At 35.3% G+C, this 20,722-nt stretch carries 24 protein-coding genes; 7 read left to right on the forward strand and 17 right to left on the reverse strand.

Annotation, left to right across the window (positions count from 1 at the left end; translation table 11 throughout):
• Nucleotides 1-293 precede the first annotated feature (293 nt).
• From DS745_RS17435 to DS745_RS17450, 4 genes are all read right to left on the reverse strand, one after another.
• Nucleotides 294-746, reverse strand: coding sequence for a site-2 protease family protein (locus DS745_RS17435; RefSeq protein ID WP_161568299.1), 453 nt, complete (start codon nt 744-746; stop codon nt 294-296).
• 129 nt (nt 747-875) lie between these two features.
• The gene (locus DS745_RS17440; protein ID WP_129079506.1) at nt 876-1,160 is read right to left on the reverse strand and encodes an Fpa/YlaN family protein; all 285 of its coding nucleotides are present in this window, start codon (nt 1,158-1,160) and stop codon (nt 876-878) included.
• 134 nt (nt 1,161-1,294) lie between these two features.
• Complete coding sequence (gene glsA / locus DS745_RS17445) at nt 1,295-2,227, reverse strand: glutaminase A (RefSeq protein WP_421721827.1); 933 nt, start codon at nt 2,225-2,227, stop codon at nt 1,295-1,297.
• A 164-nt stretch (nt 2,228-2,391) separates the two neighbouring features.
• Nucleotides 2,392-3,720, reverse strand: a complete 1,329-nt coding sequence (locus DS745_RS17450) for a PhoH family protein (RefSeq protein ID WP_129079507.1) — start codon at nt 3,718-3,720, stop codon at nt 2,392-2,394.
• Between the two features lie 242 nt (nt 3,721-3,962).
• On the opposite strand from DS745_RS17450, the gene DS745_RS17455 reads away from it, so the two are divergent.
• Entirely contained in the window at nt 3,963-4,676 is a 714-nt protein-coding gene (locus DS745_RS17455; RefSeq protein WP_129079508.1) for a YhcN/YlaJ family sporulation lipoprotein, read from the forward strand.
• Nucleotides 4,677-4,708: 32 nt separating this feature from the next.
• On the opposite strand, the gene DS745_RS17460 is transcribed toward DS745_RS17455, so the two are convergent.
• A complete protein-coding gene (locus DS745_RS17460; RefSeq protein ID WP_129079509.1) occupies nt 4,709-5,164 on the reverse strand; it encodes a pyridoxamine 5'-phosphate oxidase family protein in 456 nt (151 codons plus the stop codon).
• A 260-nt stretch (nt 5,165-5,424) separates the two neighbouring features.
• On the opposite strand from DS745_RS17460, the gene DS745_RS17465 reads away from it, so the two are divergent.
• Entirely contained in the window at nt 5,425-5,625 is a 201-nt protein-coding gene (locus DS745_RS17465) for a YlaI family protein (RefSeq protein WP_129079510.1), read from the forward strand.
• 72 nt (nt 5,626-5,697) lie between these two features.
• Here the strand turns inward: DS745_RS17465 and DS745_RS17470 are convergent, their stop codons facing one another.
• Together DS745_RS17470 and typA are read right to left on the reverse strand one after the other, a co-directional pair.
• The gene (locus tag DS745_RS17470; RefSeq protein ID WP_241657854.1) at nt 5,698-6,036 is read right to left on the reverse strand and encodes a YlaH-like family protein; all 339 of its coding nucleotides are present in this window, start codon (nt 6,034-6,036) and stop codon (nt 5,698-5,700) included.
• 29 nt (nt 6,037-6,065) lie between these two features.
• Nucleotides 6,066-7,910 (reverse strand): translational GTPase TypA, encoded by a 1,845-nt coding sequence (typA, locus tag DS745_RS17475; RefSeq protein ID WP_129079511.1) that lies wholly within the window; start codon nt 7,908-7,910, stop codon nt 6,066-6,068.
• 170 nt (nt 7,911-8,080) lie between these two features.
• On the opposite strand from typA, the gene DS745_RS17480 reads away from it, so the two are divergent.
• Complete coding sequence (locus DS745_RS17480) at nt 8,081-8,263, forward strand: DUF5325 family protein (RefSeq protein WP_129079512.1); 183 nt, start codon at nt 8,081-8,083, stop codon at nt 8,261-8,263.
• A 25-nt stretch (nt 8,264-8,288) separates the two neighbouring features.
• Here the strand turns inward: DS745_RS17480 and DS745_RS17485 are convergent, their stop codons facing one another.
• Together DS745_RS17485 and DS745_RS17490 are read right to left on the reverse strand one after the other, a co-directional pair.
• Nucleotides 8,289-9,077 carry an inositol monophosphatase family protein gene (locus DS745_RS17485; protein WP_129079513.1) on the reverse strand — a complete coding sequence of 263 codons (789 nt, stop codon included), beginning with the start codon at nt 9,075-9,077 and terminating at the stop codon, nt 8,289-8,291.
• 166 nt (nt 9,078-9,243) lie between these two features.
• On the reverse strand, nt 9,244-9,432 hold the full coding sequence (locus DS745_RS17490; protein WP_129079514.1) for a hypothetical protein: 189 nt from the start codon (nt 9,430-9,432) through the stop codon (nt 9,244-9,246).
• Nucleotides 9,433-9,782: 350 nt separating this feature from the next.
• On the opposite strand from DS745_RS17490, the gene DS745_RS17495 reads away from it, so the two are divergent.
• Entirely contained in the window at nt 9,783-10,406 is a 624-nt protein-coding gene (locus tag DS745_RS17495; protein WP_129080077.1) for a YktB family protein, read from the forward strand.
• 29 nt (nt 10,407-10,435) lie between these two features.
• Here DS745_RS17495 and DS745_RS17500 read toward each other — a convergent pair whose 3' ends face one another.
• Together DS745_RS17500 and DS745_RS17505 are read right to left on the reverse strand one after the other, a co-directional pair.
• Nucleotides 10,436-10,714, reverse strand: coding sequence for a UPF0223 family protein (locus DS745_RS17500; RefSeq protein ID WP_129079515.1), 279 nt, complete (start codon nt 10,712-10,714; stop codon nt 10,436-10,438).
• Between the two features lie 233 nt (nt 10,715-10,947).
• A complete protein-coding gene (locus tag DS745_RS17505; protein WP_129079516.1) occupies nt 10,948-11,907 on the reverse strand; it encodes an NAD(P)H-dependent flavin oxidoreductase in 960 nt (319 codons plus the stop codon).
• 390 nt (nt 11,908-12,297) lie between these two features.
• Here DS745_RS17505 and DS745_RS17510 point away from each other — a divergent pair, with 390 nt between their 5' ends.
• Entirely contained in the window at nt 12,298-13,776 is a 1,479-nt protein-coding gene (locus DS745_RS17510) for an aminotransferase class I/II-fold pyridoxal phosphate-dependent enzyme (RefSeq protein WP_129079517.1), read from the forward strand.
• Between the two features lie 116 nt (nt 13,777-13,892).
• Here the strand turns inward: DS745_RS17510 and DS745_RS17515 are convergent, their stop codons facing one another.
• The 5 genes from DS745_RS17515 to DS745_RS17535 form a co-directional block, all read right to left on the reverse strand.
• Nucleotides 13,893-14,012, reverse strand: coding sequence for a GapA-binding peptide SR1P (locus DS745_RS17515; protein WP_129079518.1), 120 nt, complete (start codon nt 14,010-14,012; stop codon nt 13,893-13,895).
• 163 nt (nt 14,013-14,175) lie between these two features.
• Nucleotides 14,176-14,472 carry a DUF3055 domain-containing protein gene (locus tag DS745_RS17520; RefSeq protein WP_129079519.1) on the reverse strand — a complete coding sequence of 99 codons (297 nt, stop codon included), beginning with the start codon at nt 14,470-14,472 and terminating at the stop codon, nt 14,176-14,178.
• A gap of 197 nt (nt 14,473-14,669) precedes the next feature.
• Nucleotides 14,670-15,113, reverse strand: a complete 444-nt coding sequence (locus DS745_RS17525; RefSeq protein WP_129079520.1) for a hypothetical protein — start codon at nt 15,111-15,113, stop codon at nt 14,670-14,672.
• 182 nt (nt 15,114-15,295) lie between these two features.
• Nucleotides 15,296-16,387, reverse strand: a complete 1,092-nt coding sequence (locus DS745_RS17530; RefSeq protein WP_129079521.1) for a M23 family metallopeptidase — start codon at nt 16,385-16,387, stop codon at nt 15,296-15,298.
• Nucleotides 16,388-16,521: 134 nt separating this feature from the next.
• Nucleotides 16,522-17,346 (reverse strand): polysaccharide deacetylase family protein, encoded by an 825-nt coding sequence (locus DS745_RS17535; protein WP_129079522.1) that lies wholly within the window; start codon nt 17,344-17,346, stop codon nt 16,522-16,524.
• Between the two features lie 157 nt (nt 17,347-17,503).
• Between DS745_RS17535 and DS745_RS17540 the strand changes: the two genes are divergently transcribed.
• Nucleotides 17,504-18,559 (forward strand): FUSC family protein, encoded by a 1,056-nt coding sequence (locus DS745_RS17540; RefSeq protein WP_129079523.1) that lies wholly within the window; start codon nt 17,504-17,506, stop codon nt 18,557-18,559.
• Nucleotides 18,560-18,692: 133 nt separating this feature from the next.
• Nucleotides 18,693-19,076: a hypothetical protein gene (locus DS745_RS17545; RefSeq protein ID WP_129079524.1), complete on the forward strand. Its 384-nt coding sequence runs from the start codon at nt 18,693-18,695 to the stop codon at nt 19,074-19,076.
• Nucleotides 19,077-19,310: 234 nt separating this feature from the next.
• Here the strand turns inward: DS745_RS17545 and lpdA are convergent, their stop codons facing one another.
• Nucleotides 19,311-20,720 carry a dihydrolipoyl dehydrogenase gene (gene lpdA / locus DS745_RS17550; protein ID WP_129079525.1) on the reverse strand — a complete coding sequence of 470 codons (1,410 nt, stop codon included), beginning with the start codon at nt 20,718-20,720 and terminating at the stop codon, nt 19,311-19,313.
• Nucleotides 20,721-20,722: the final 2 nt, after the last annotated feature.

The raw sequence follows: 20,722 nt of genomic DNA on the forward strand, positions 1-20,722 counted from the left end.
GGATTTTTACGAAAGCAACAAACTTTGTGAAAAGAGCCAAATCCAAAAATAATTATCTGATGAGCTGACCATATGTGTGATAATAAAGCTTAATTACTATATTACCATTATTTAAAAGTCTTAGAAAAGCAATTTGTGTACAAAATCATGAATTTTTAAAATACTTACTTTAATGAATTTCATAATTCCATATTCTCGCCACGAAGAAACCATATGTAGTTGCGCTAAACCTTTCGCAACTACATATGGTTCGGGTGGCTCGTTTTTGGTAATTATGAAATTCACTCACTGATTTAAATTTTTTTCGCGAATACTATCCAACCGTCAGAATAATAATTTCCAAACTTAAACGGTATAGTATTTATTAACAACATCCAAATATTAAACATAGCTAACCACTGAAACCAAATTGTTATGTATTGAGTGCCATAACCAATACCAGGAATGAGCAACAAAAAAGCGACCCATCCATTCATTAGTGGTCCGCCGATCGAGATAATTCTCCGTTGCCAGCTCTTAGTTTCTAACAATTCATACTTTGTTTGCCCACCGATAGGTAAGAAACAGAAAATAAATGTAGTATTAAAGCTCTTAAATCGAAACAACTCATTGCCAATCCCTAATGTTATAGATATCTCTTTCGCTTGACACAATCTTGCAAAAAATAAATGCCCTAATTCGTGAAGTACAATCGTTACTGGAAGTATCGTTAAAGTACAAAAAATTATAAATATTAGACTTGCCAACACAATTCCCCCAATGACTTTTATTGAAAACTAAAAAAAGATGATTCGCTAAGGATAAACGTTAGCTACATGTAACAATAATTACATTATATAAGTAACGGTTATCTATTAGAATCATCTTTTTTACATTTAAGGTTTTTTCATCGATGCTTCATGAAGCCCTGCTAATTTACGTTCAAGTTCAGATAACAATTGCTTGCCTACTTCATGTTCTATTAAATCAAGACGAATTGCAAAGTCAATTTCTCTAGACAAACCAAACATCTGTGTATCTAAAACCTCTTCGTAAAGAGGGCATTGAGGCATTGTTAAATTCACCATTTGAACTTCAATGAGCTTTAAAATCTTATCTGCATCCGCTTTTAGAAGGGCGTACGCTTTTTCAGAATGTCCATTAAGTACTTCCTCAGACATATTAATTCCCTCCCGTACGAGTCGTTTCACTGTCCTTATGACACTATGATAGCTTTTATAATCAAAAATTGCAATATATTAGAGTTATTTATAGGGATAAACAATATATCATGTAAATATTGTTGAATTATCAATTAGAAAATACTTAGATTGAACCTACTAGAAAGGCTCTCTAATAGTTTCATACCAGCAACACTATTTCCCCGATCGTCTAAAGCAGGTCCATATATACCGATCCCCATACCATGAGGAATTGAACCCATAATAGCTCCTGAAACCCCACTTTTTGCAGGTATGCCAACCCGGATCGCAAATTCCCCTGATGAATTGTACATACCACAAGTAACCATAAAAGTTTTTAGGATCCTAGTTATATGGAGTGGAATGACTTGCTGATTAGTGACGGGGTTAATACCATCATTAGCTATGACATAACCTAACTTGGCAAGGTCATGGCAATTCACTTCAATTGCACATTGCTTAGTGTATAGGTCAAGCAGTGTTTCAACATCCCCTTCTACTACTCCATGTTGCTTCATAAAATAACATAATGAACGATTTAGAAATGCAGTTTCCAACTCTGATTGGGCTACTCGAGGGCAAAAACTGATCGTTGGATTACCAGTCATCTCATGGACAAGACTTAGAATACGACCTAACTTCTCTTCGTTACTATTACCCACTATCATATTTGATACAGCAAGTGCTCCAGCGTTAATCATCGGATTCAATGGTTTAGATGGTATGTGTGACTCTAATTTAGCAATTGAATTAAACGGATCTCCTGTAGGTTCCATTCCAACCTTTGAAAAGACGTACTCTTCCCCATGATCCATAAGTGCCAAGGCTAGTGTAATTACCTTTGAAATACTTTGTAACGTGAATTTCTCTTCCAGGCAACCGGCTCCAATACAATCTTCTTTTCCACGATATATTGCTATTGATAAAGTATCACGATTTGCCTCTCCTAATGCCGGGATATAATCTGCGACCACACCATCTATTGTAAATTTACTTGCCTCTATTAACATATTATGTAATGTTTCATCGTAGACACATTCACTCATTTTCCTATATACACTCCCTTAACTCCTTCTCTCCTATTAGAATGGCCCAGTAGGAAAGATTTGATAAGTCAAATAGAAGAATTTAGTAGGTAAGCTAAGTAATAATAAAAAAGTATAATCCCAAACAGGATTATACTTTTTATATATTCATGTAATCTAGACAATCAAAGGATATCTGCTGCTAGCTGTGCAAGTCCAGATCGTTCTCCTTTTTCTAACTTTACATGTCCACTTATTTTTTCCCCTTTGAACTTTTCCACTACATACGTAAGACCATTATTATACTCATCTAAATACGGATGGTCAATCTGTTGTGGATCACCCATTAAAACAATTTTGCTTCCCTCACCGACGCGCGTTAAGATTGTTTTTACTTCATGTTTTGTTAAGTTTTGGGCCTCATCAATAATAATATATTGTTCTGGTATACTTCTTCCACGAATATAAGTTAAAGCCTCAACTTGAATGGAAGCCATCCCTGCTAAAATTTGATCTAATTCACCTGGTTTCTTTGTATTGAATAAATACTCCAAATTATCATAAATCGGTTGCATCCAAGGTCTAAGTTTCTCTTCCTTTTCTCCAGGTAAATAACCTAGGTCTTTACCGACAGGAACCACCGGCCTGGCAACTAAGAGTTTCTTATATTTATGAAGATCTTCTGTTTGTAACAACCCTGCTGCGAGTGATAGCAAGGTTTTTCCTGTCCCAGCCTTACCCACTAATGTTACTAAAGGTAAATCATCTCTTAACAGTAAATCAAAAGCCATCCTCTGCTGTACATTCCGAGGTTTGATACCCCAAACATGATCCAAATCACGAATTAAAGGAATTACAGTTCTACAATCTTTATCAATTTTCCCAATAGCAGAACCAGAACTTCCTAATTCATCCTTAAGGATGACAAATTGGTTAGGGTATTTTCTGTAATTACCTAATTCTTCTACACCAATTTTGTGATCTTTATAAAATTTATTTAAAATATCCTGACTTACAAACGCTTCAAGATACCCTGAATAAATATGATCAGAAGTAATTACTCTATCGCTTAAAAAATCCTCAGCTTGGATACCAATTGCATCTGCCTTAACACGCATTAGCGCATCCTTAGAGACTAATATTACAGGTTTCCCATCCTCTTTTAGCTTTTCTTCTAAATGTAAGTTTAGAGCAACTGCAATAATACGATTATCATTACTTTTCTCATCAAACATATCCTTCATCTTTTCAAATGAACGATGATTTAGTTCCACTCTTAATTCTCCACCGTTTTCTAGCGGAACTTTCTCATGAAGCTTTCCTTTTTCACGAAATTGGTCCATAATTTTTGCAACCTGTCTTGCATTACGGCCAATTTCATCCATATAGCGCTTCTTTGAGTCAACTTCTTCCAGAACAATTGCAGGAATTACTACTTCATTTTCTTCAAAGGCAAATATTGCTAATGGATCTTGTAGTAATACATTCGTATCTAAGACGTAGATTTTATTCAACGTCACGCCTCCTTGACTATTGTAATAGGGAATGTGTCTTATTACTAAGTTATGCACGGAAAAAAAAAGTGAGATAGCGTGGCCCCAAAATTAGTAAAAACATTTTAAAAGTAGGGCTTCTTTTTTTCATCTTACAATTAGGTGAGGAAGGTATTTTACTATAAATGTATGTACAACCGAATAAAGATAGACGAAGAAACGAACAATATTTATAAATATTTACAAGAAAGGGTTGATTGTTCATGAAAACTATTCAATTTTGTATATACGCAGTGACAATTCTACTATTGTTTGGCTGTCAACAAAATATTGCTCAGGACCAGAATGCAGGTACACAACAGCCACTTGGAATTGCAGAACAAGCTCGAGATCCACGCGAGAAAGAATTTAAAAATGCCGAAGAAGTTGCAGAACATTTAGTTCATCTTACAGAAAGGCTACCTGAAGTTAACAGTGCAACAGCAGTAGTATTAGGTGATTTAGCAGTAGTTGGAATTGATGTAAAAGCAGATTTAGATCGTTCAGATGTAGGGGTTGTAAAATATGAAGTTGCCGAAGCATTAAGCTCTGATCCCCATGGTGCCTATGCTTTCGTAACTGCAGACCCAGATATCAATGCACGCCTTAAAGAAATGCGAAAAGAAATTAATGCTGGGCATCCTGTTGGGGGTATTATGAACGAACTTGCAGGTATCGTGGGTCGTTTAATGCCCGTAATTCCAGGTCCTGAGCATCGGAAATCTGAGCCAGAACCTACAGATGCAAATACGGAGAGGCTAAGTGAAGGACAAGATCAAGAACTTGAAAATATCCAAGAAGAACAAGGAAAGCGTAACATGGATAATGAAACAATTGGAAATCAAACTGGGGGATTAGGCACACCAAATGGTGATGGTAGTGAAATGCATAGAAACACTAGAAGAGCACAGGAGAAGCGTAAAGATAATAGTAATTAATTTCAAAGATAGAAAAAAGCTTAGTCAACAGACTAAGCTTTTTTTATCGCTGTCATAACTTGATTATCTAGTTTATCGGCAGCATCTTTATCATACGTCTTTTCATACTTCGGCTCGACAGATATTTTTGAACCATAGAACATAACATCACGAACTTCATTAATGTGAATTTCTATTAAAGCCAGCTTTAATGGAACATCCTCGAGTCTATCTACTTTTACTTTCGCCTCTCCACTAATGGAGTATGTAGACTCGTTACCAATGATATTTAAGACAACCTTTGAATTTCCTTGAATATTCGTAATAATTCTTGATCTATTGTCCACAGCGAAACGAACCGCTTCTTTAGATGATGCAAACACCCACGATATCGCACTTACATTAGGTCCACCAGATTCATGATCCACTGTTGCAATTGTCACAAAACGTTCTTTCTGAAGTAATTCAAATAACTCATCTGTTAAAACTGTTTCTACTTGATTTGCCAAATTAAAAACCTCCTTATATTATGTGTGTCTACATGCTCACTTCTTCTATCTTCTAACTGAAAAGTACAATATACTACAAGTATACTATACCTTTTTTTACCTCATGTTAAAACTAATTAGAACCATTAACATGAGGAATTCAAAAACTTCAGGCTTCTACCGCTTCACAATACAACACATTTCATCTATAATGCTTGTATAGACTAGAAAGTTAGACAAGTTAAATTTAGTGTCGCTACTAGTAATGAGGTGAAGAAAATTTGAGAGTTAAATGTGTTATCTGTGATAAGATTGAAACAATTGAAAACGAGTCATTTTTAGCAAAACGATTAAGAAATAGACCGATACATACGTATACCTGCCAAGTATGCCATGATCGTATAACCGAGCGTACAAACGCAAGAATGGCTACTGGAAAATTTCGAATTAACAAGCCTGTTCAAACTGAAGACGATTGGTAGATTTAATACAATAAAAAAAGCTGACTATTCGAGTTTCTCGAATTTGTCAGCTTTTTTTATTAGAAGCGTCTTTTAGCTTTGGGCTGCATTTTCTTTCTTCTCTTTATACATTCGATATTTATATGCACCTAATACAAAAGTGGCAATTAATAACGATTCAACGACCGGCAATCTTAATGCTAACAGCGTTGTAAAGATTGAACCAAATAAGAGCGCAATATAGACGATAGCTGTTTTTAGGATTGGAAGCTTTCGCGCAAAACCTAAGTTATAAACAACTACAGTTAAAGCCACAACAACTAAATATAAAATTGAAAAGGCAAATAAAAATTGTTCTGGATTTCCAGCACCTAGTGCCTCTGCTAATGCGGAAAACTTTGGCGTGACAATATTTGCTTCAGGGGTACCCAAATTAAGTCCTCCTTAAGAGTAAAGATATCTTAGCTTTGTGCAGCTGTCTTCTTTTTCTTATCCATACGCTCACGTTCGTTTTTATCTAGAATTTTCTTTCTCAAACGAATTGAAGTAGGAGTAACCTCACATAACTCGTCATCGTTTAAATATTCAAGAGATTCCTCCAAAGTCATAATTCTAGGCTTCTTCATTGTAACTGTTTGATCTTTGTTAGCAGAACGCATATTTGTCATTTGCTTAACTTTTGTTATGTTTACAGTAATATCATTTTCCCTAGTATGCTCACCAACAATCATTCCTTCGTAAACTTCAGTACCAGGATCAACGAAAATAATACCACGATCTTCTACTTGCATAATTCCATATTGAGACGCTTTGCCATTCTCCATTGAAACAAGAACACCTTGACGTCTACCACCTACTCTACCTTCAATCATTGGTTGGTAGTTTTCAAACGTGTGGTTAATAATTCCATACCCTCTTGTTTGTGTCATGAATTCAGTAGAATATCCAATAAGACCACGGGCAGGAACAAGGAATTCTAAACGAACTGAACCTGAACCATTGTTAACCATATTTAGCATTTCACCTTTACGTTCCCCAATCGATTCCATGATAGCACCTGTATACTCTTCAGGAACATCAATTAATACACGCTCAACTGGTTCAGAACGAACACCGTCAATTTCTTTTACAATTACTTCAGGTTTTGAAACCTGTATTTCGTAACCTTCACGTCTCATATTCTCAATTAAGATAGATAAATGTAACTCACCACGACCTGAAACAACCCAAGCCTCAGGAGAATCAGTATCATCTACACGTAAACTAACATCAGTCTGTAATTGAGCACGTAGACGTTCTTCAATTTTCCTACTTGTTACGTACTTACCCTCTCGTCCAGCAAATGGGCTATTATTTACCGAGAATGTCATCTGTAGTGTTGGTTCATCAATACGCAAAATTGGTAGTGGCTCTTGAGCATCAATTGGACAAACTGTTTCACCGACATTAATTTCTTCCATACCAGAAACAGCAATAATATCTCCTGATACCGCTTCTTCAATTTCTACTCGCTTTAACCCGAGGAAACCAAATAGTTTTGTTACTCTGTACTGTTTCACAGATCCATCAAGCTTCATTAAAGCTACAGGTTGTCCTACTTTAATACTACCACGGAAAACACGACCAATCCCAACTCTTCCTAAATAGTCGTTGTAATCCAACATTGTTACTTGAAACTGAAGTGCTTCCTCACTATTATCTATTGGTGCTGGGATATGTTCGAGGATAGCTGAAAATAGATCATTCATATTTTCTTGTTGCTTAGCTGGATCAGAATCAGTGCTTGCAGTTCCATTAATTGCCGATGCAAATACGACAGGGAATTCTAATTGCTCTTCATCTGCTCCTAAATCAATTAACAAATCAACAACCTCATCGACTACTTCTAATGGTCTAGCTGACGGCTTGTCAATTTTGTTTACAACTACAATCGGTTTTAAATTCTGTTCTAATGCCTTTTTAAGAACAAAACGTGTTTGTGGCATACAGCCCTCGTAAGAGTCAACTACGAGTAAAACACCGTCTACCATCTTCATGATACGTTCAACTTCTCCACCAAAATCTGCGTGTCCAGGAGTATCTAGGATGTTAATACGTGTTTCACCGTATTGAATAGCAGTATTTTTAGCTAAGATTGTAATTCCTCTTTCTTTTTCTAAATCATTTGAGTCCATTGCTCTTTCTTGAACTTGCTCATTTGTTCGAAACGTTCCTGACTGGTGTAACAACTGGTCAACTAGAGTTGTTTTACCATGGTCAACGTGGGCAATAATCGCGATGTTTCGAATATTTTCTCGTTGCTTCATCTATGTGTCTCTCCTTAAAGGTAAAATATTTGTCCGAAATTGTTCACAACTGCTCTATTATAGCACAATTTTTAAAAAGGAATACTATTTTTACAATCTTATCTGCCAAAACAGAAAATAATTTGATTTTTGATGAAATACTTGTACACTAGAACTTAGGAGGGATTAACTTGAAAAAAGACCAAATTACCTTTTTATTATTATCTATTTTAACAACCTGTGCCATAATTGGAGTAGGCATTTCCATTTCCCTACAAAGTATCTTAGTATTTAGCTTATCCATTTTAACTGCTACCATATGTTGTGGATTTGGGTTTTCCTTAAGAAAGAAATTACGTTCTCAATCAAACTAAATAGAAACGCAATCAAGGGATGATTTCATCCCTTTTTATTTAAAAAATCATTTTGTAATTCTTGATATAGACCATTCTTAGCAACACAGAGAGAACTATTGTTTAAAAGATCTAGTTCCTTGCCATCTATCGTAGAAATCACAGCACCTACTTCTTTAATTAATATAGCTCCAGCAGCAAAGTCCCATGGCGAAAGGTTTAAACTAATATAACCGTCTATTCGATTAGCTGCTACAGAAGCCATTTCAATTGCAGCAGCTCCGTAAGCCCGAGTTCCACGACATTTACTTACTAAATCCTTTAATCGTTCATCTTTTAAAATCCAACCTGAATTTAACGCTATTAAGGCTTCACTTACTTTTGCCTCTTTAAGCATCGGCAATTGAACACCATTTAGGTAGGCCCCTTTATTTTCGAGTGCTAAATACAGTTCATCTGCCATAACATCGTAGATAATCCCTACTTTCCCTACTCCATCTTCATAAATTCCAACAGAAATAGCAAAATGCCGTTGTTGATGAACAAAGTTTGTAGTTCCATCTATAGGATCTATTATCCATACTGTTCCATCAAGTGTATTTAAATCTTTACCTGTACCTTCTTCACCCAAGATATAGTGCTTTGGAAACTCATTTGTAATTTGTTCACAGAAAAAGGCTTCAATTTTCCGGTCCATCTCTGTCACTAAATCATTGGGGTTGGATTTATATTCTACGATGAGCTCTGTTTGAAGTGAATGTTTAATTAACTGAGCAGCTTCTCTAACTATATTTTCTGCCTTATTCGCAATGAAATCCCAATCGTTGTTGCTCATTTTTTTCGTCTCCTTTGTCATCTATTGTTTCTCTATTATGACATAAACAAAGGGCGTTTATAAAGAAAACCGATCATCTATGATAAACCGTTACATCAAAAAAAGAATGATACATTAGCCTAAATAACCTAATTAGTATCATTCTTTTTACTATTACATTTTTCTGTTAAACTTCTAATCGGATCAACTCTAAACGGAATTTCTCGAGCTTTTTTTTACATTCAGCAATTTTTTTGTAGTCTCGAGCAACTAAAGCATCGTGTAGTGTCGCCAACTCATAATCAATCTCCAAGCGTAAAACAGCGATTCTTTTTTCGCCATCAGTCCTCTTAAACGTTTGAACAACTTGTTCCATGGTAACCTACACTCCTTTTTTGTATAGTATCTATTGACCTACTTAAGATTTTCATACAAGACTTGAGGAGACAAGATTTTACCGAATATTCTGATTTTATTAACTTTGCTTATTATAGCATATGTATAAGGACCCTAGAATGTTTCCACTAAAACGTCTCTTTCAGAAAAATATTTAGAAGATATTCTACCATTTGAGTATTTTAAGAAGTTCCCCCTTCAACTACTTAGTACCACCTAAAACCAATGACTAAACTAAATAATTAACCCTTTACTCATCCAGCGTTAATTTATGACATTCTTTATAGTTATGGTAAAATAGTTTTAAATAATTTCTGAGAGGAATTGATTATCATGTTTACTGGATTTAAACAAGAAGATTTTGATACCTTTTCACTTGAAGGCTTAGAAGAACGCATGGGAGCTATTCAAGGTAGAATCCAGCCTAAATTTAAGGAAATTGGTGAAGTTCTAAGTGGTGATTTGTCCGCAGTAAGTGGAAATGAAATGTATTTACATATTGCAAAACACGCACGTAGAACAGTAAACCCACCCAAGGATACTTGGCTAGCCATTTGTCATGATAAAAGAGGGTACAAAAAACACCCTCATTTTCAAGTTGGCTTATTCGATGACCACGTATTTATCTGGTTTGCCCTTATCTATGAAGCTCCAAATAAAACTAGCATAGCCCAAAACTTCTTAAATAATCTTGATGAAGTTTACGAAGTCATCCCAAAGGATTTTGTCATATCTTTAGATCATATGAAGAAAGATGCCTTTCAAGTAAAGGAATTGGATAAACAAGAATTTGAAAATATGCTGGTTCGTTTCCGTGATGTAAAAAAAGCAGAATTCTTAGTCGGCCGTCATATAGCCTCAGATGATCCAATTCTAAAGAGTGGTGATCAATTCCTTCAATTAGCGAGAAGCACTATGGAAACATTAATGCCGCTGTATAAAGCTTCTTTCTAACTTATTGAAAAATGAAAATAAAGCTCGGTCTAGCGCCCGAGCTTTATTTTCGTTTTAGCAGATTCTTTATTTAAGGCTTCTTTTACTACGTTGTAACAAATGTAATTGGACTGTTCATCAAATTCTCTAAAAAGCTGTTTTTCTTCACTTTTACTTGGAACGATTACTTTGAAACGTTTGTACAAATCTAGCATCCGAGCTTTATCAATGCCTTTTCCGTAAGCTTCTTCTATTCCTTGAAAAAACTGAACTACATCAATTACCTCTTCTTTTGTCCAGTCAAGAGATATTGGAATGTTTATATCCATAATTTGTCTCCTTGCATTCGGTTATTTAATAATTTAATAAGGCTGTTTTCGCAAAGTTTGTTGCTTTCGTAAAAATCCCAAAAGCCGGCTTTTTACACAAATTACTATGAATTCACCACTAATTTAGTAAGGAATGCTCTTTTCTCACATAATTTATTGGCTGATATCTTCATCTAGGGTATTTTTTCGATAATTTTAGGATAGAAAAGCCACAATGTATACGAAAAGAGCCTTTAATAAAAATTGTTCCATTTGGTTTGGATGGTGCTTGCTTGGCTCAACATTCTTTCAAACAACTCAGAGACTGTTGGGATATCATGAATTAACCCAACGACTTGTCCAGCCCAACCGAAACCTTCTTCAGGACATCCTTCATAAATATATTTTTTATTTGCTTCTCCACTAATATACGGTTTTAATAGTTCAAAGGTAGCTCCCTGCTTTTCCAAAGACAGAATTTGCTCTGTCCAACAATTTTTTAAGGCGCGGGCTGGGGCACCTATACTACGCTTTATAACAACCGTATCACTTTCTGTTAAATCAACTAACATATTTTTATACAAATCATGCGCATGAATGCATTCTTGCGTCGCTACAAAGCGTGTACCCATTTCCACACCTTCTGCACCTAAAGCTAGAGCAGCCATTAGACCTCTACCATCACCAATCCCACCTGAAGCTATCACAGGGATTGAGACTGCATCAACCACTTGAGGAATCAAAACAAGTGTGCTAACATCGTGTCTACCAAGATGACCCCCACCTTCTTGTCCAACAACCATGACAGCATCTGCCCCAAGTTCTTCTGCTTTCTCTGCTTGTCTTCTCGCTGCCACTAAGACTAGTTTCTTTACATCTACCCCTTTTAATCGGTCAAAAATAGGAGCTGGATTTCCTCCGGTCATTGATATTACCTGTACCTGTTCTTCCAAAGCTACTTCTAGCAAATGTTCAAATGGTCTACCGTGTTGTCCAATCGCAAAATTGACCCCAAAAGGCTTATTAGTTTTTTCTTTTACTTTTCGAATTTCTAATTTAAGGTCCTCAGGTGTTTTTAATGACATAGCTGTTATTTGACCTAGCCCCCCTGCATTACTAACAGCTGCAGCAAGGTCAGAATACGCTAAGTATGCAAGTCCACCTTGAATAATTGGGTACTTTATTTTTAACAATTTGGTTACTCTAGTTTCCAATTTATTTCCCCCTATTCGTATAAGTATACAAACTTTCTATTAATAATTTCCATACAAATGAAGAAAACTCCTTTTAAGAGGATATACTAGATATTTTTTACTTTGAATTTTTATTCGAATTTGATATACTCATTTTGTTTTGATAAAGCTATTTCGTAAAGGTTGTTGTTTTTCAGATAAGCAGCTTAGTCATTGAACAAAGTTTGGCGGGCATCTTTTCTAACCTCTAAACTGATTAATCAACAAAATACTCAATTATAAACGATACATTTTGTTGTAATCGCCACAAAGTTTACGAAAAGAGCCTTTGGTAATTAATTATTATAAAATTTTGTATCGGGTAATATCCGTTTCAAATATACTTTTAACTTATGAGGTGAATTAACTATTATGTCTCAACAAAAAACACCGTTATTCACTGGATTACTTGAACATGCAAAGAAAAATCCAGTACAATTTCATATCCCTGGTCATAAAAAAGGAACAGGAATGGACCCAGAGTTTCGTAGCTTTATAGGAGATAATGCTTTATCAATTGATTTAATCAATATTGGTCCTTTAGATGATCTTCATCATCCTCATGGGATGATAAAGGAGGCCCAACAGTTAGCGGCAGAAGCTTTCGGTGCTGATCATACGTTCTTTTCAGTTCAAGGTACTAGTGGCGCAATCATGACAATGATTATGAGCGTTTGTGGACCTGGCGACAAAATCATCGTTCCAAGAAATGTTCATAAATCAATTATGTCTGCAATTATTTTTTCTGGAGCAACACCTATTTTTATTCACCCAGTAATAGACCCTAACCTAGGAATTTCTCATGGCATAACGATAGAGGCAGTTGAAAAAGCTTTAAGTTCACATCCGGATGCAAAAGGATTACTAGTGATTAATCCTACGTATTTTGGTATTTCTGCTAACCTACAAAGAATTGTTGAAATTGCACACAGTTATGATATTCCAGTACTTGTAGATGAAGCTCATGGAGTTCATATTCATTTTCATGATGAACTACCAATGTCTGCGATGCAGGCAGGTGCAGACATGGCTGCCACAAGCGTACATAAACTGGGCGGTTCAATGACACAAAGCTCCGTATTGAATGTAAGAGGGAACTTGGTCTCACCCAAAAGAGTTCAGTCTATCATCAGTATGTTAACGACAACTTCAACTTCTTATTTACTTCTTGCCTCTCTTGACGTAGCAAGGAAACAGTTAGCTACGAAGGGTTATGATTTAATTGATCGAACAATTAAGTTAGCTAATGAGACAAGAGATCATATCAATGAAATTGAAGGTATTTACTGTGTCGGTCCTGAGATATTAGGATCAAAGGCAACCTATGATTTTGACCCAACTAAAATGATTATTTCTGTAAAAGACTTAGGCATTACCGGATATGAAGTTGAGGTCTGGTTACGAGAAAATTATAATATTGAAGTCGAGCTCTCTGACCTATACAACATCCTTTGTATTGTCTCTATTGGCGATAACATAGAAACTACCGGGCTTTTAATTGAGGCGTTAAAGAAACTCTCAAATAAGTTTATGGCCAAGTCAGAACGCGCAAAGCGAAATGAAATATTAGTGCATGTACCTGACATTCCAACTTTAGCTCTTTCTCCACGCGATGCTTTTTACGCGGAAACCGAGGTCATTCCATTTAAAGAATCAGCAGGGCGTATTATTGCTGAGTTCGTTATGGTGTACCCACCAGGTATTCCTATTTTTATACCTGGAGAAATCATTACTGAAGAAAATATTACGTACATTCAAGAAAATATCGATGTAGGCCTTCCTGTTCAAGGTCCTGAAGATGAAACATTTACATCTATTCGAGTAATTAAAGAAAGAAAAGCAATTAGTTAGGTCAGGCAATTGTGACATACTAATCAAGTACAAAGTGTTGGGTTCCTTGGTAGCACTTATAACAAAGAAGGTAGACAATAATTATTGTCTACCTTTTAATTTATAGCTAACTTAATTTATTTTTTAGATTGTTTATTTTTACAGTTTTCGCAGCAAGTTCCATACAGTGTCGAAACCTTCTCAGCTTCAAAATGTTCAATTACTTTCCCACAATTTTGACAAACGATAACACCCATTCAGTCCACCCCTTCAAAGTTTTTGTAAGCGTTTTAATATCGTTATACTAATAATAATATGACACAATTGTTCTGTCAAGGATAAATTGTATAACACATTTATAAAAAGTAAACACAAAAAAAGAGCCAAATCTTTGGATCTGCACTCTTTTTATCATAGAATTTAATATTGATTTTCAAAGCTCATTGTTGGTAACTTGCTGGTGAAAAATATAGCAAGGTCCTTAGCTTCGTTGTCACATTTAATTTGAAAAACCTTCTTAACATGTTCCCAATTTTCCGCTTCTTCAGCACATATTAACGTTGAACGACCGGTTTGCATACAGACTACTAGAGGCTTTCCAAAGAACATATTTGTATAAACGATTCCAAAATCATACCGGGCATTTTCAGTAGTAAAGCCAATAAATTGTACCTTTACATCTTCTTGCTCATCATAAAGTCTTTCAAATAAGTTCATCTACAAGGCCTCCTTTTTAAGTTTTCTGAATTTTATTATAACTAAAATAATTATAATAGTCAACCAGAAAATCATTTAAGGATAAAATTAATTCGAGTTGGATTGTCCTATTAAAACCTTATGAAACTTAGGTTTTAAATTGAAGTATTTATAAAATCAATAAAACTTAATTCTCATTTAGATACTATTATTATCAATTAAAAACTAAGGTAGTGTCTTCCTTTTTCACCAATAAACTTAGATATTTCTTCAAGAAATATTATATCCTCTTCTGTAACATCGTATCTAGCATCTTGACATTCAGCTAATAAAATACCCTTCAAATGGTGTCCATCGTAAAATGGAGCATAGGCCAAGGTTTTACCTTGACTTTTATGTATCGTTACCTCACCCCTGATACTACATATACTAAACATCCCATCCCCATATTTTACTACCTTTGGTTCTGAGAGATTTCCATACCCAATAAAATGACTAAAATACCCGTTACTGCAATTATAAATAGCCACGCCAAATTGATGCGGAAGAAGATTGCCCATTGTATTGATAATTCCAATATAGAAATCATTACACGTAGATACACGATCTGCAATCATCCCAACCTCAAGTCGCAATTCATCAAGTTTGTCAGATTTATTCACCTATATCCCTCCAAATGAGTAAAGCGCAAGGCGCTCGATGCTTTGAGTTCACTAAAATTAGTAGCCTAATCTTGTAATTCTTACAATATATAGCCTAACAAGAATAGCATAGAAGGATTGCGAATGCTGTCAATTTATGTCTGATTGCTAGAATTAATTTCTGACCCTTGTTTCATAAAGAACTATTCACCAAATACAGATTGTAGGATTATTTTTACTTCTTCTAGCGAAAATGGCTTCCAAAAAAGTTCTCCATAAATTAGAATATCTTGGTGCAAGTGTAGCTGAGTCCCATCTTTCTTAACAGCACCACTTGTACCTGAATTACCAACATATCCAATTACTGTTGAACTATTAACAACGTCACCCACTTTAATATCTTCGGGAATCGAGTCAAGATGAGCAAAACGATTCATGACGCCTTTATCATATTGAACCCAAACTTGCCTTCCGCGCAAACGATCAAAAATATATTCAGGGGTTTCTCCTAGCTTCACTGTTAAGTGTAAATCTTGATTTCTATTTTCTTGAGATACATATTCCTGATAGTCATGGTCAGCTCGAACAATAACCCCTTCAGCCATAGCATATACCGGTGTTGTAGTAGATATATGTTGTCCTGAAGCATACGCGTACCAATCAATACCTTCATGGTAGCCATTTCGGTATGCCCGCTTTGCCCCAGGAAGATGATTCGGAATTGTACTGACCTTTGCTCCTTCGATTGGTTTTGTTAAAAATCCTAAATAGTCTATCATTGAGTTTACAGTCCATTCCTCCTCCTCAATTAAATTAAAATAGGAAGAATTAGTTACTAAAGCTGACTCGTCCCACTCATAAAAAACATCACCTTCACTACCGTACCTAATATCAAGACCCAAAACTATTCTCAAGAAGTTTAATGGTAAGTAGATATTCTCCTCAACAACAAATAACTCAATATTATTTATAGGTAAGTAAACTCCATTCTTTTCTATCACAGGTACTCCATAAATGAACTTATAGATGTCCTCGCCAATCTCTATTTTTAAAGTACGGTGAATGGGGTCATACTGATATTCACCATTAAGAGATTTTACAAAATCAGGCACATTAATAACTCTTTCTTCACCAATCGTAGCTAAACTTATTCTTTTTAATTCATCTTTTTTTTCTAGCTGATAACCATAATAATTTTCCTTTGTAGCTTTTGTTTCTTGTTGTTCTAAATGTTGTCGTGCCCCACAAGCAGACATGATTAAGAAACTGCTTAGGAGTATTAGAAGCCACTTCATCTATTTCACCCTTTTAAACAATGCTAGTCACTATTTTGGCCATTTGATTACAAACCTAAACATAAACGGTCTGGTGCTTTCCTAAAAGCTCAACCAAAAAAAATACACCAACCAAAGTTAGTGTAGTTGGTGTATTACTTTATTTCCTTGGGGTTAACAAAATCATATCCCTTTTCCTGTAAACCTCTAATAATTAGTGGTAAAGCTTCTAGTGTCCATAAATGATCGTGCATTAGTAGGTTTGCTCCTGGTCTTAATAAGTTTGTATTAACCATTATTTCTGCTAAAGCATCTTTTTCCATATAATCCTTTTCGAAATCATACCCATAGGTCCAGTTCATCCATTGCATCGACTCTTCTTTGACCACTTGTTTTGAGGTATCTGTATTTACACCAAATGGGGCTCGAAAAAAACGAGGTCTTGTGCCTGTTATATCCTCAATTAGATCATTGAGTTCAATAATTTCTTGGCGCTGTTGTTCATCTGACAACTTTCTTAAATTCGGATGGGTCATTGTATGATTTCCAATTTCAAAACCTAAATCATGGATGTTTTTTAATTTAGCTTTCCCTTCTTCACTTTGAATGAAATGGCCATTAACAAAAAAGATCGCATTAATATTCTTTTCATGTAATAATTTTGCCATTTCTACAGAATAACGATTTGGCGCATCATCAATTGTTAGTAGTACCACCCGGTCACTCTCGGACTCTTTCAAGGGTTTAACAGTGTGGTCACTTTCTAATATATATCGGGCACTAGCTTCAATAACGTCATTGGCTCCTGTTTCATTTACTTCGATTTCATCAACTGTCACTTCTTCAATTATGATTTCTATCTCAGGTTGAACAACTTCACTTGTTTTCTCACCTTCTTGATTCTGGTTAGTTTCCGTAACGCAAGCAGATAGTATGAACACCATAGAAAGTAGTAAATATGCATTTTTTAACTTTTTCATCTTTCACCCCGATATTTAGCCTTTTCTAATACTTCTTCTATTATATTTTATAGATATTAACATAACCATACATAACCGTGAGTATAAAAATTAAAATTGTATATTTTACCAAAACCTACAAATACTATTACTACTAGAGATCAAAAGGTGAATTAAAATGAATCCATTTAAGTTTGTCGGTCGTAGAATTATCAAAACTGGTATTGCAGTTTTTATAACTGCATTAATTTGCTCGAAACTTGGTTTACCTGTAATTTTTGCTGTAATCACTGCCATTGTTACAACTGAACCTACCGCAGCAGACTCATTAAAAAGGGGCATTATCCGATTACCTGCTGCAGCAGTAGGTGCTGGGTTTGCTTTACTCTTTGATTTAATCCTTGGTCAAGGTGCACTAACCTTTGCTCTTGTTAGCATGCTCACTATTCTTTTATGTCACCATCTTAAACTAGATAACGGTACATTAGTTGCCACCCTTACTGCAGTTGCAATGATTCCTGGCGCCAACGAAGGAATTATTACAGAATTTCTGTTTAGACTTTCAGGTACTTCATTAGGAATTATTATTTCAACATTAGTAAACTTTGCTGTATTACCTCCAAGATTTGGACCGCTGCTCGTAAGTAAGGTAAATGAACTCTTTGAAAATACCGCCTTGCATTCAGAAGAATTGATTTCAGCTATCTCAAAGTCAACAAGCGCTAACGTCAATAGTAGTTTTAGAAAGCTACATCAAGATTTAGAGAAAGCTTTTCAATTGTGCCAATACCAAGAAGACGAATGGCAATATCGAAAGCGCGATGAACTTGAAGATAGATCCTTTCAATTTTTACAAAGAAAACTAACTAAATTGCAGAAATTAATCTCTCATGTTGGAAACCTGAGCTATGTTAACTTAAATGCTGGATTATCTTCCGCTGAAAAGAAACTACTTATGTCGTCAGCACAATTAATTACTCAATACTGTACAGAAAGTACAATTAAAAATGATCAACAACTGTCAGAATATAAGGAAGATATCTTTCATTTATTAAAAAAAGAAATTCAATCTAACTCAAATTACGGTCAAAAAGAAACCTTATTTTATGAACTACTTGGCATCCTTGACTGTTTATCCCAGTTACAAAAAGCAACTGAAGAAGAACGAGTGTTTTCAGAAAACAATAAGAATTACCCAGCATATATATTTGCAGAAAAAGTTCAATATGATTAACAGAGGAATTTAAGAGATTGTAATTTTTCAATTATGTAACAGTTTCATTACGAACAGAAAAATCACTGTTTTCCATGGTAAACTAAACTTGAATGTGAACTATTACCTATGGGAAAAGGAAGTGAATGGCGTTGTGTTAAGAATAAAATTAGCTATTTCTTTAATCCCTTTCTTCCTATTATTGTCGAGCTGTTCTCAAAATGAAGAAGTTATGACAAACTACCCTTTTTTACAAAAAAAAGATGAGAATATTACTTTGCTCTTTTCAGATGACCTTTTTCTTCATGCAGAAGGAAATTATTACGATGCACTGTTAGACGTTAAACGAAGATATCCTGAAAAAATACGTTCATTTAACATCATTCATTCTTCTGACAGAGATTTAGTCAGGCACTATGAAATTCAAGAGTATCCAACATTATTAGTTATACATAATAACTACATAACCATTCGTGTAGAAGGAAGTTTAAATAAAAGTGACATCTTAGAAGCGCTAGAAGAAGCATTAATAAAATAAGGCTGTTTTCGCAAAGTTTGTTGCTTTCGTAAAAATCCCAAAAACCGGATTTTTACACAAATTACTAAGATTTTGCCGCAAATTTTGTAAGTACTGCTCTTTTCTTACATAATTTATTGGCTGATATCTTCATCTAGGGTATTTTTTCAATTAATTTAGGATAAAAAAGCCACAATGTTTACGAGAAGAGCCTAAAATAAAAAAGAGACTGATTAAGTTCAGTCTCTTTTTATTTTATTTAACGATATGAATAGGCATACCAATAGCAACTTCAGCAGTTTCCATCGTAATTTCACCTAGTGATGGATGCGCATGGATTGTCATAGCGATATCTTCAGCAGTCATTCCTGCTTCAATCGCCACACAAGCTTCTGAAATCATATCAGATGCGTTAGTCCCAGCAATTTGAACACCAAGTACTAAGCCATCTTCTTTTCTAGTTACCATTTTCATAAATCCATCAGTTTCATCTAATGATAATGCACGACCATTAGCTGCAAATGGGAATTTAGATACGATAACATCATAACCAGCATCTTTAGCTTCAGCTTCTGTTAGACCCACAGAGGCAAGCTCTGGACCTGAGAAGACAACCGCTGGGATTGCCAAGTAATCCACTTCAGCCGGATGCCCTGAAATTACCTCAGCAGCGACTTTGCCCTCATATGATGCTTTATGAGCAAGTGCTGGACCTTCAACAATATCACCAATGGCAAATATACCTTTGATATTAGTTTTGCATTGCTTATCAACTTTTACTAAGCCACGGTCTGTCATTTCAATACCTACTTGTTCTAAACCTAGATCCTCAGTATTTGGACGACGACCTACAGTAACTAATACATAATCAGCCTCAAACGTCTGTGTTTCACCATTAATTTCTGCTGTAACTTTTACACCGTCAGCTGTTTCTTCAACACCTTGAGCTAAAGCTTTTGTGAAAATTTCAGCACCATTTTTCTTTAGACGCTTTGTTACTAACTGACTCATTTGTTTTTCGAAACCAGGAAGTACTTGAGCTCCGCCTTCTAAGATTGTTACATGTGTACCCAGATTTGAGTAAGCAGAACCAAGTTCTACACCGATATAGCCGCCACCAATAACAACCATTTTCTTAGGAACTTCTTTCAAAGCTAGTGCTCCAGTAGAAGAAATAACACGCTCAGTCCATTTAAATGCCGGCAGTTCAATAGGTCTTGACCCTGTAGCAATAATACAATTGTTGAACTTGTAAGTTTGAGAAGACTTATCATCCATAATACGAACTGTACTCTCATCAACAAAGTACGCTTCACCTTTAACAATGTCAACCTTGTTTCCTTTTAATAACGCTTCAACGCCACCCGTTAATTTATTAACGACAGACGCTTTCCACTTTTGCACTTTTGAGAAGTCTAAAGAAACATTACCTACAGTAATTCCGATATCTTCAGAATTTGTTGCATCATGATACTTGTGACCTGCTGAAATTAAAGCCTTTGATGGAATACATCCAACATTTAAACAAACTCCACCTAGGTTTTCTTTCTCGACAATCGTTACCTTTTGCCCTAACTGAGCTGCACGAATAGCTGCAACATATCCCCCAGGACCCGCTCCAATAATAAGTGTGTCTACCTCTACCGCAAAATCTCCTACTACCATTT

It is taken from the genome of Anaerobacillus alkaliphilus (assembly GCF_004116265.1).
In the GTDB taxonomy this organism is placed as follows: Bacteria; Bacillota; Bacilli; order Bacillales; family Anaerobacillaceae; genus Anaerobacillus; species Anaerobacillus alkaliphilus.

Excerpts from the sequence above, each read along its gene's own strand:
- DS745_RS17530 (WP_129079521.1), bottom strand. The coding sequence starts at position 16,387 with ATGAAGTGGCTTCTAATACTCCTAAGCAGTTTCTTAATCATGTCTGCT.
- glsA (WP_421721827.1), bottom strand. The coding sequence starts at position 2,227 with ATGAGTGAATGTGTCTACGATGAAACATTACATAATATGTTAATAGAG.
- DS745_RS17515 (WP_129079518.1), bottom strand. The coding sequence starts at position 14,012 with ATGGGTGTTATCGTTTGTCAAAATTGTGGGAAAGTAATTGAACATTTT.
- DS745_RS17485 (WP_129079513.1), bottom strand. The coding sequence starts at position 9,077 with ATGAGCAACAACGATTGGGATTTCATTGCGAATAAGGCAGAAAATATA.
- typA (WP_129079511.1), bottom strand. The coding sequence starts at position 7,910 with ATGAAGCAACGAGAAAATATTCGAAACATCGCGATTATTGCCCACGTT.
- DS745_RS17520 (WP_129079519.1), bottom strand. The coding sequence starts at position 14,472 with ATGAACTTATTTGAAAGACTTTATGATGAGCAAGAAGATGTAAAGGTA.
- DS745_RS17510 (WP_129079517.1), top strand. The coding sequence starts at position 12,298 with ATGTCTCAACAAAAAACACCGTTATTCACTGGATTACTTGAACATGCA.
- DS745_RS17455 (WP_129079508.1), top strand. The coding sequence starts at position 3,963 with ATGAAAACTATTCAATTTTGTATATACGCAGTGACAATTCTACTATTG.
- DS745_RS17540 (WP_129079523.1), top strand. The coding sequence starts at position 17,504 with ATGAATCCATTTAAGTTTGTCGGTCGTAGAATTATCAAAACTGGTATT.
- DS745_RS17490 (WP_129079514.1), bottom strand. The coding sequence starts at position 9,432 with ATGGAACAAGTTGTTCAAACGTTTAAGAGGACTGATGGCGAAAAAAGA.
- lpdA (WP_129079525.1), bottom strand. The coding sequence starts at position 20,720 with ATGGTAGTAGGAGATTTTGCGGTAGAGGTAGACACACTTATTATTGGA.
- DS745_RS17500 (WP_129079515.1), bottom strand. The coding sequence starts at position 10,714 with ATGGATATAAACATTCCAATATCTCTTGACTGGACAAAAGAAGAGGTA.
- DS745_RS17440 (WP_129079506.1), bottom strand. The coding sequence starts at position 1,160 with ATGTCTGAGGAAGTACTTAATGGACATTCTGAAAAAGCGTACGCCCTT.
- DS745_RS17535 (WP_129079522.1), bottom strand. The coding sequence starts at position 17,346 with ATGAAAAAGTTAAAAAATGCATATTTACTACTTTCTATGGTGTTCATA.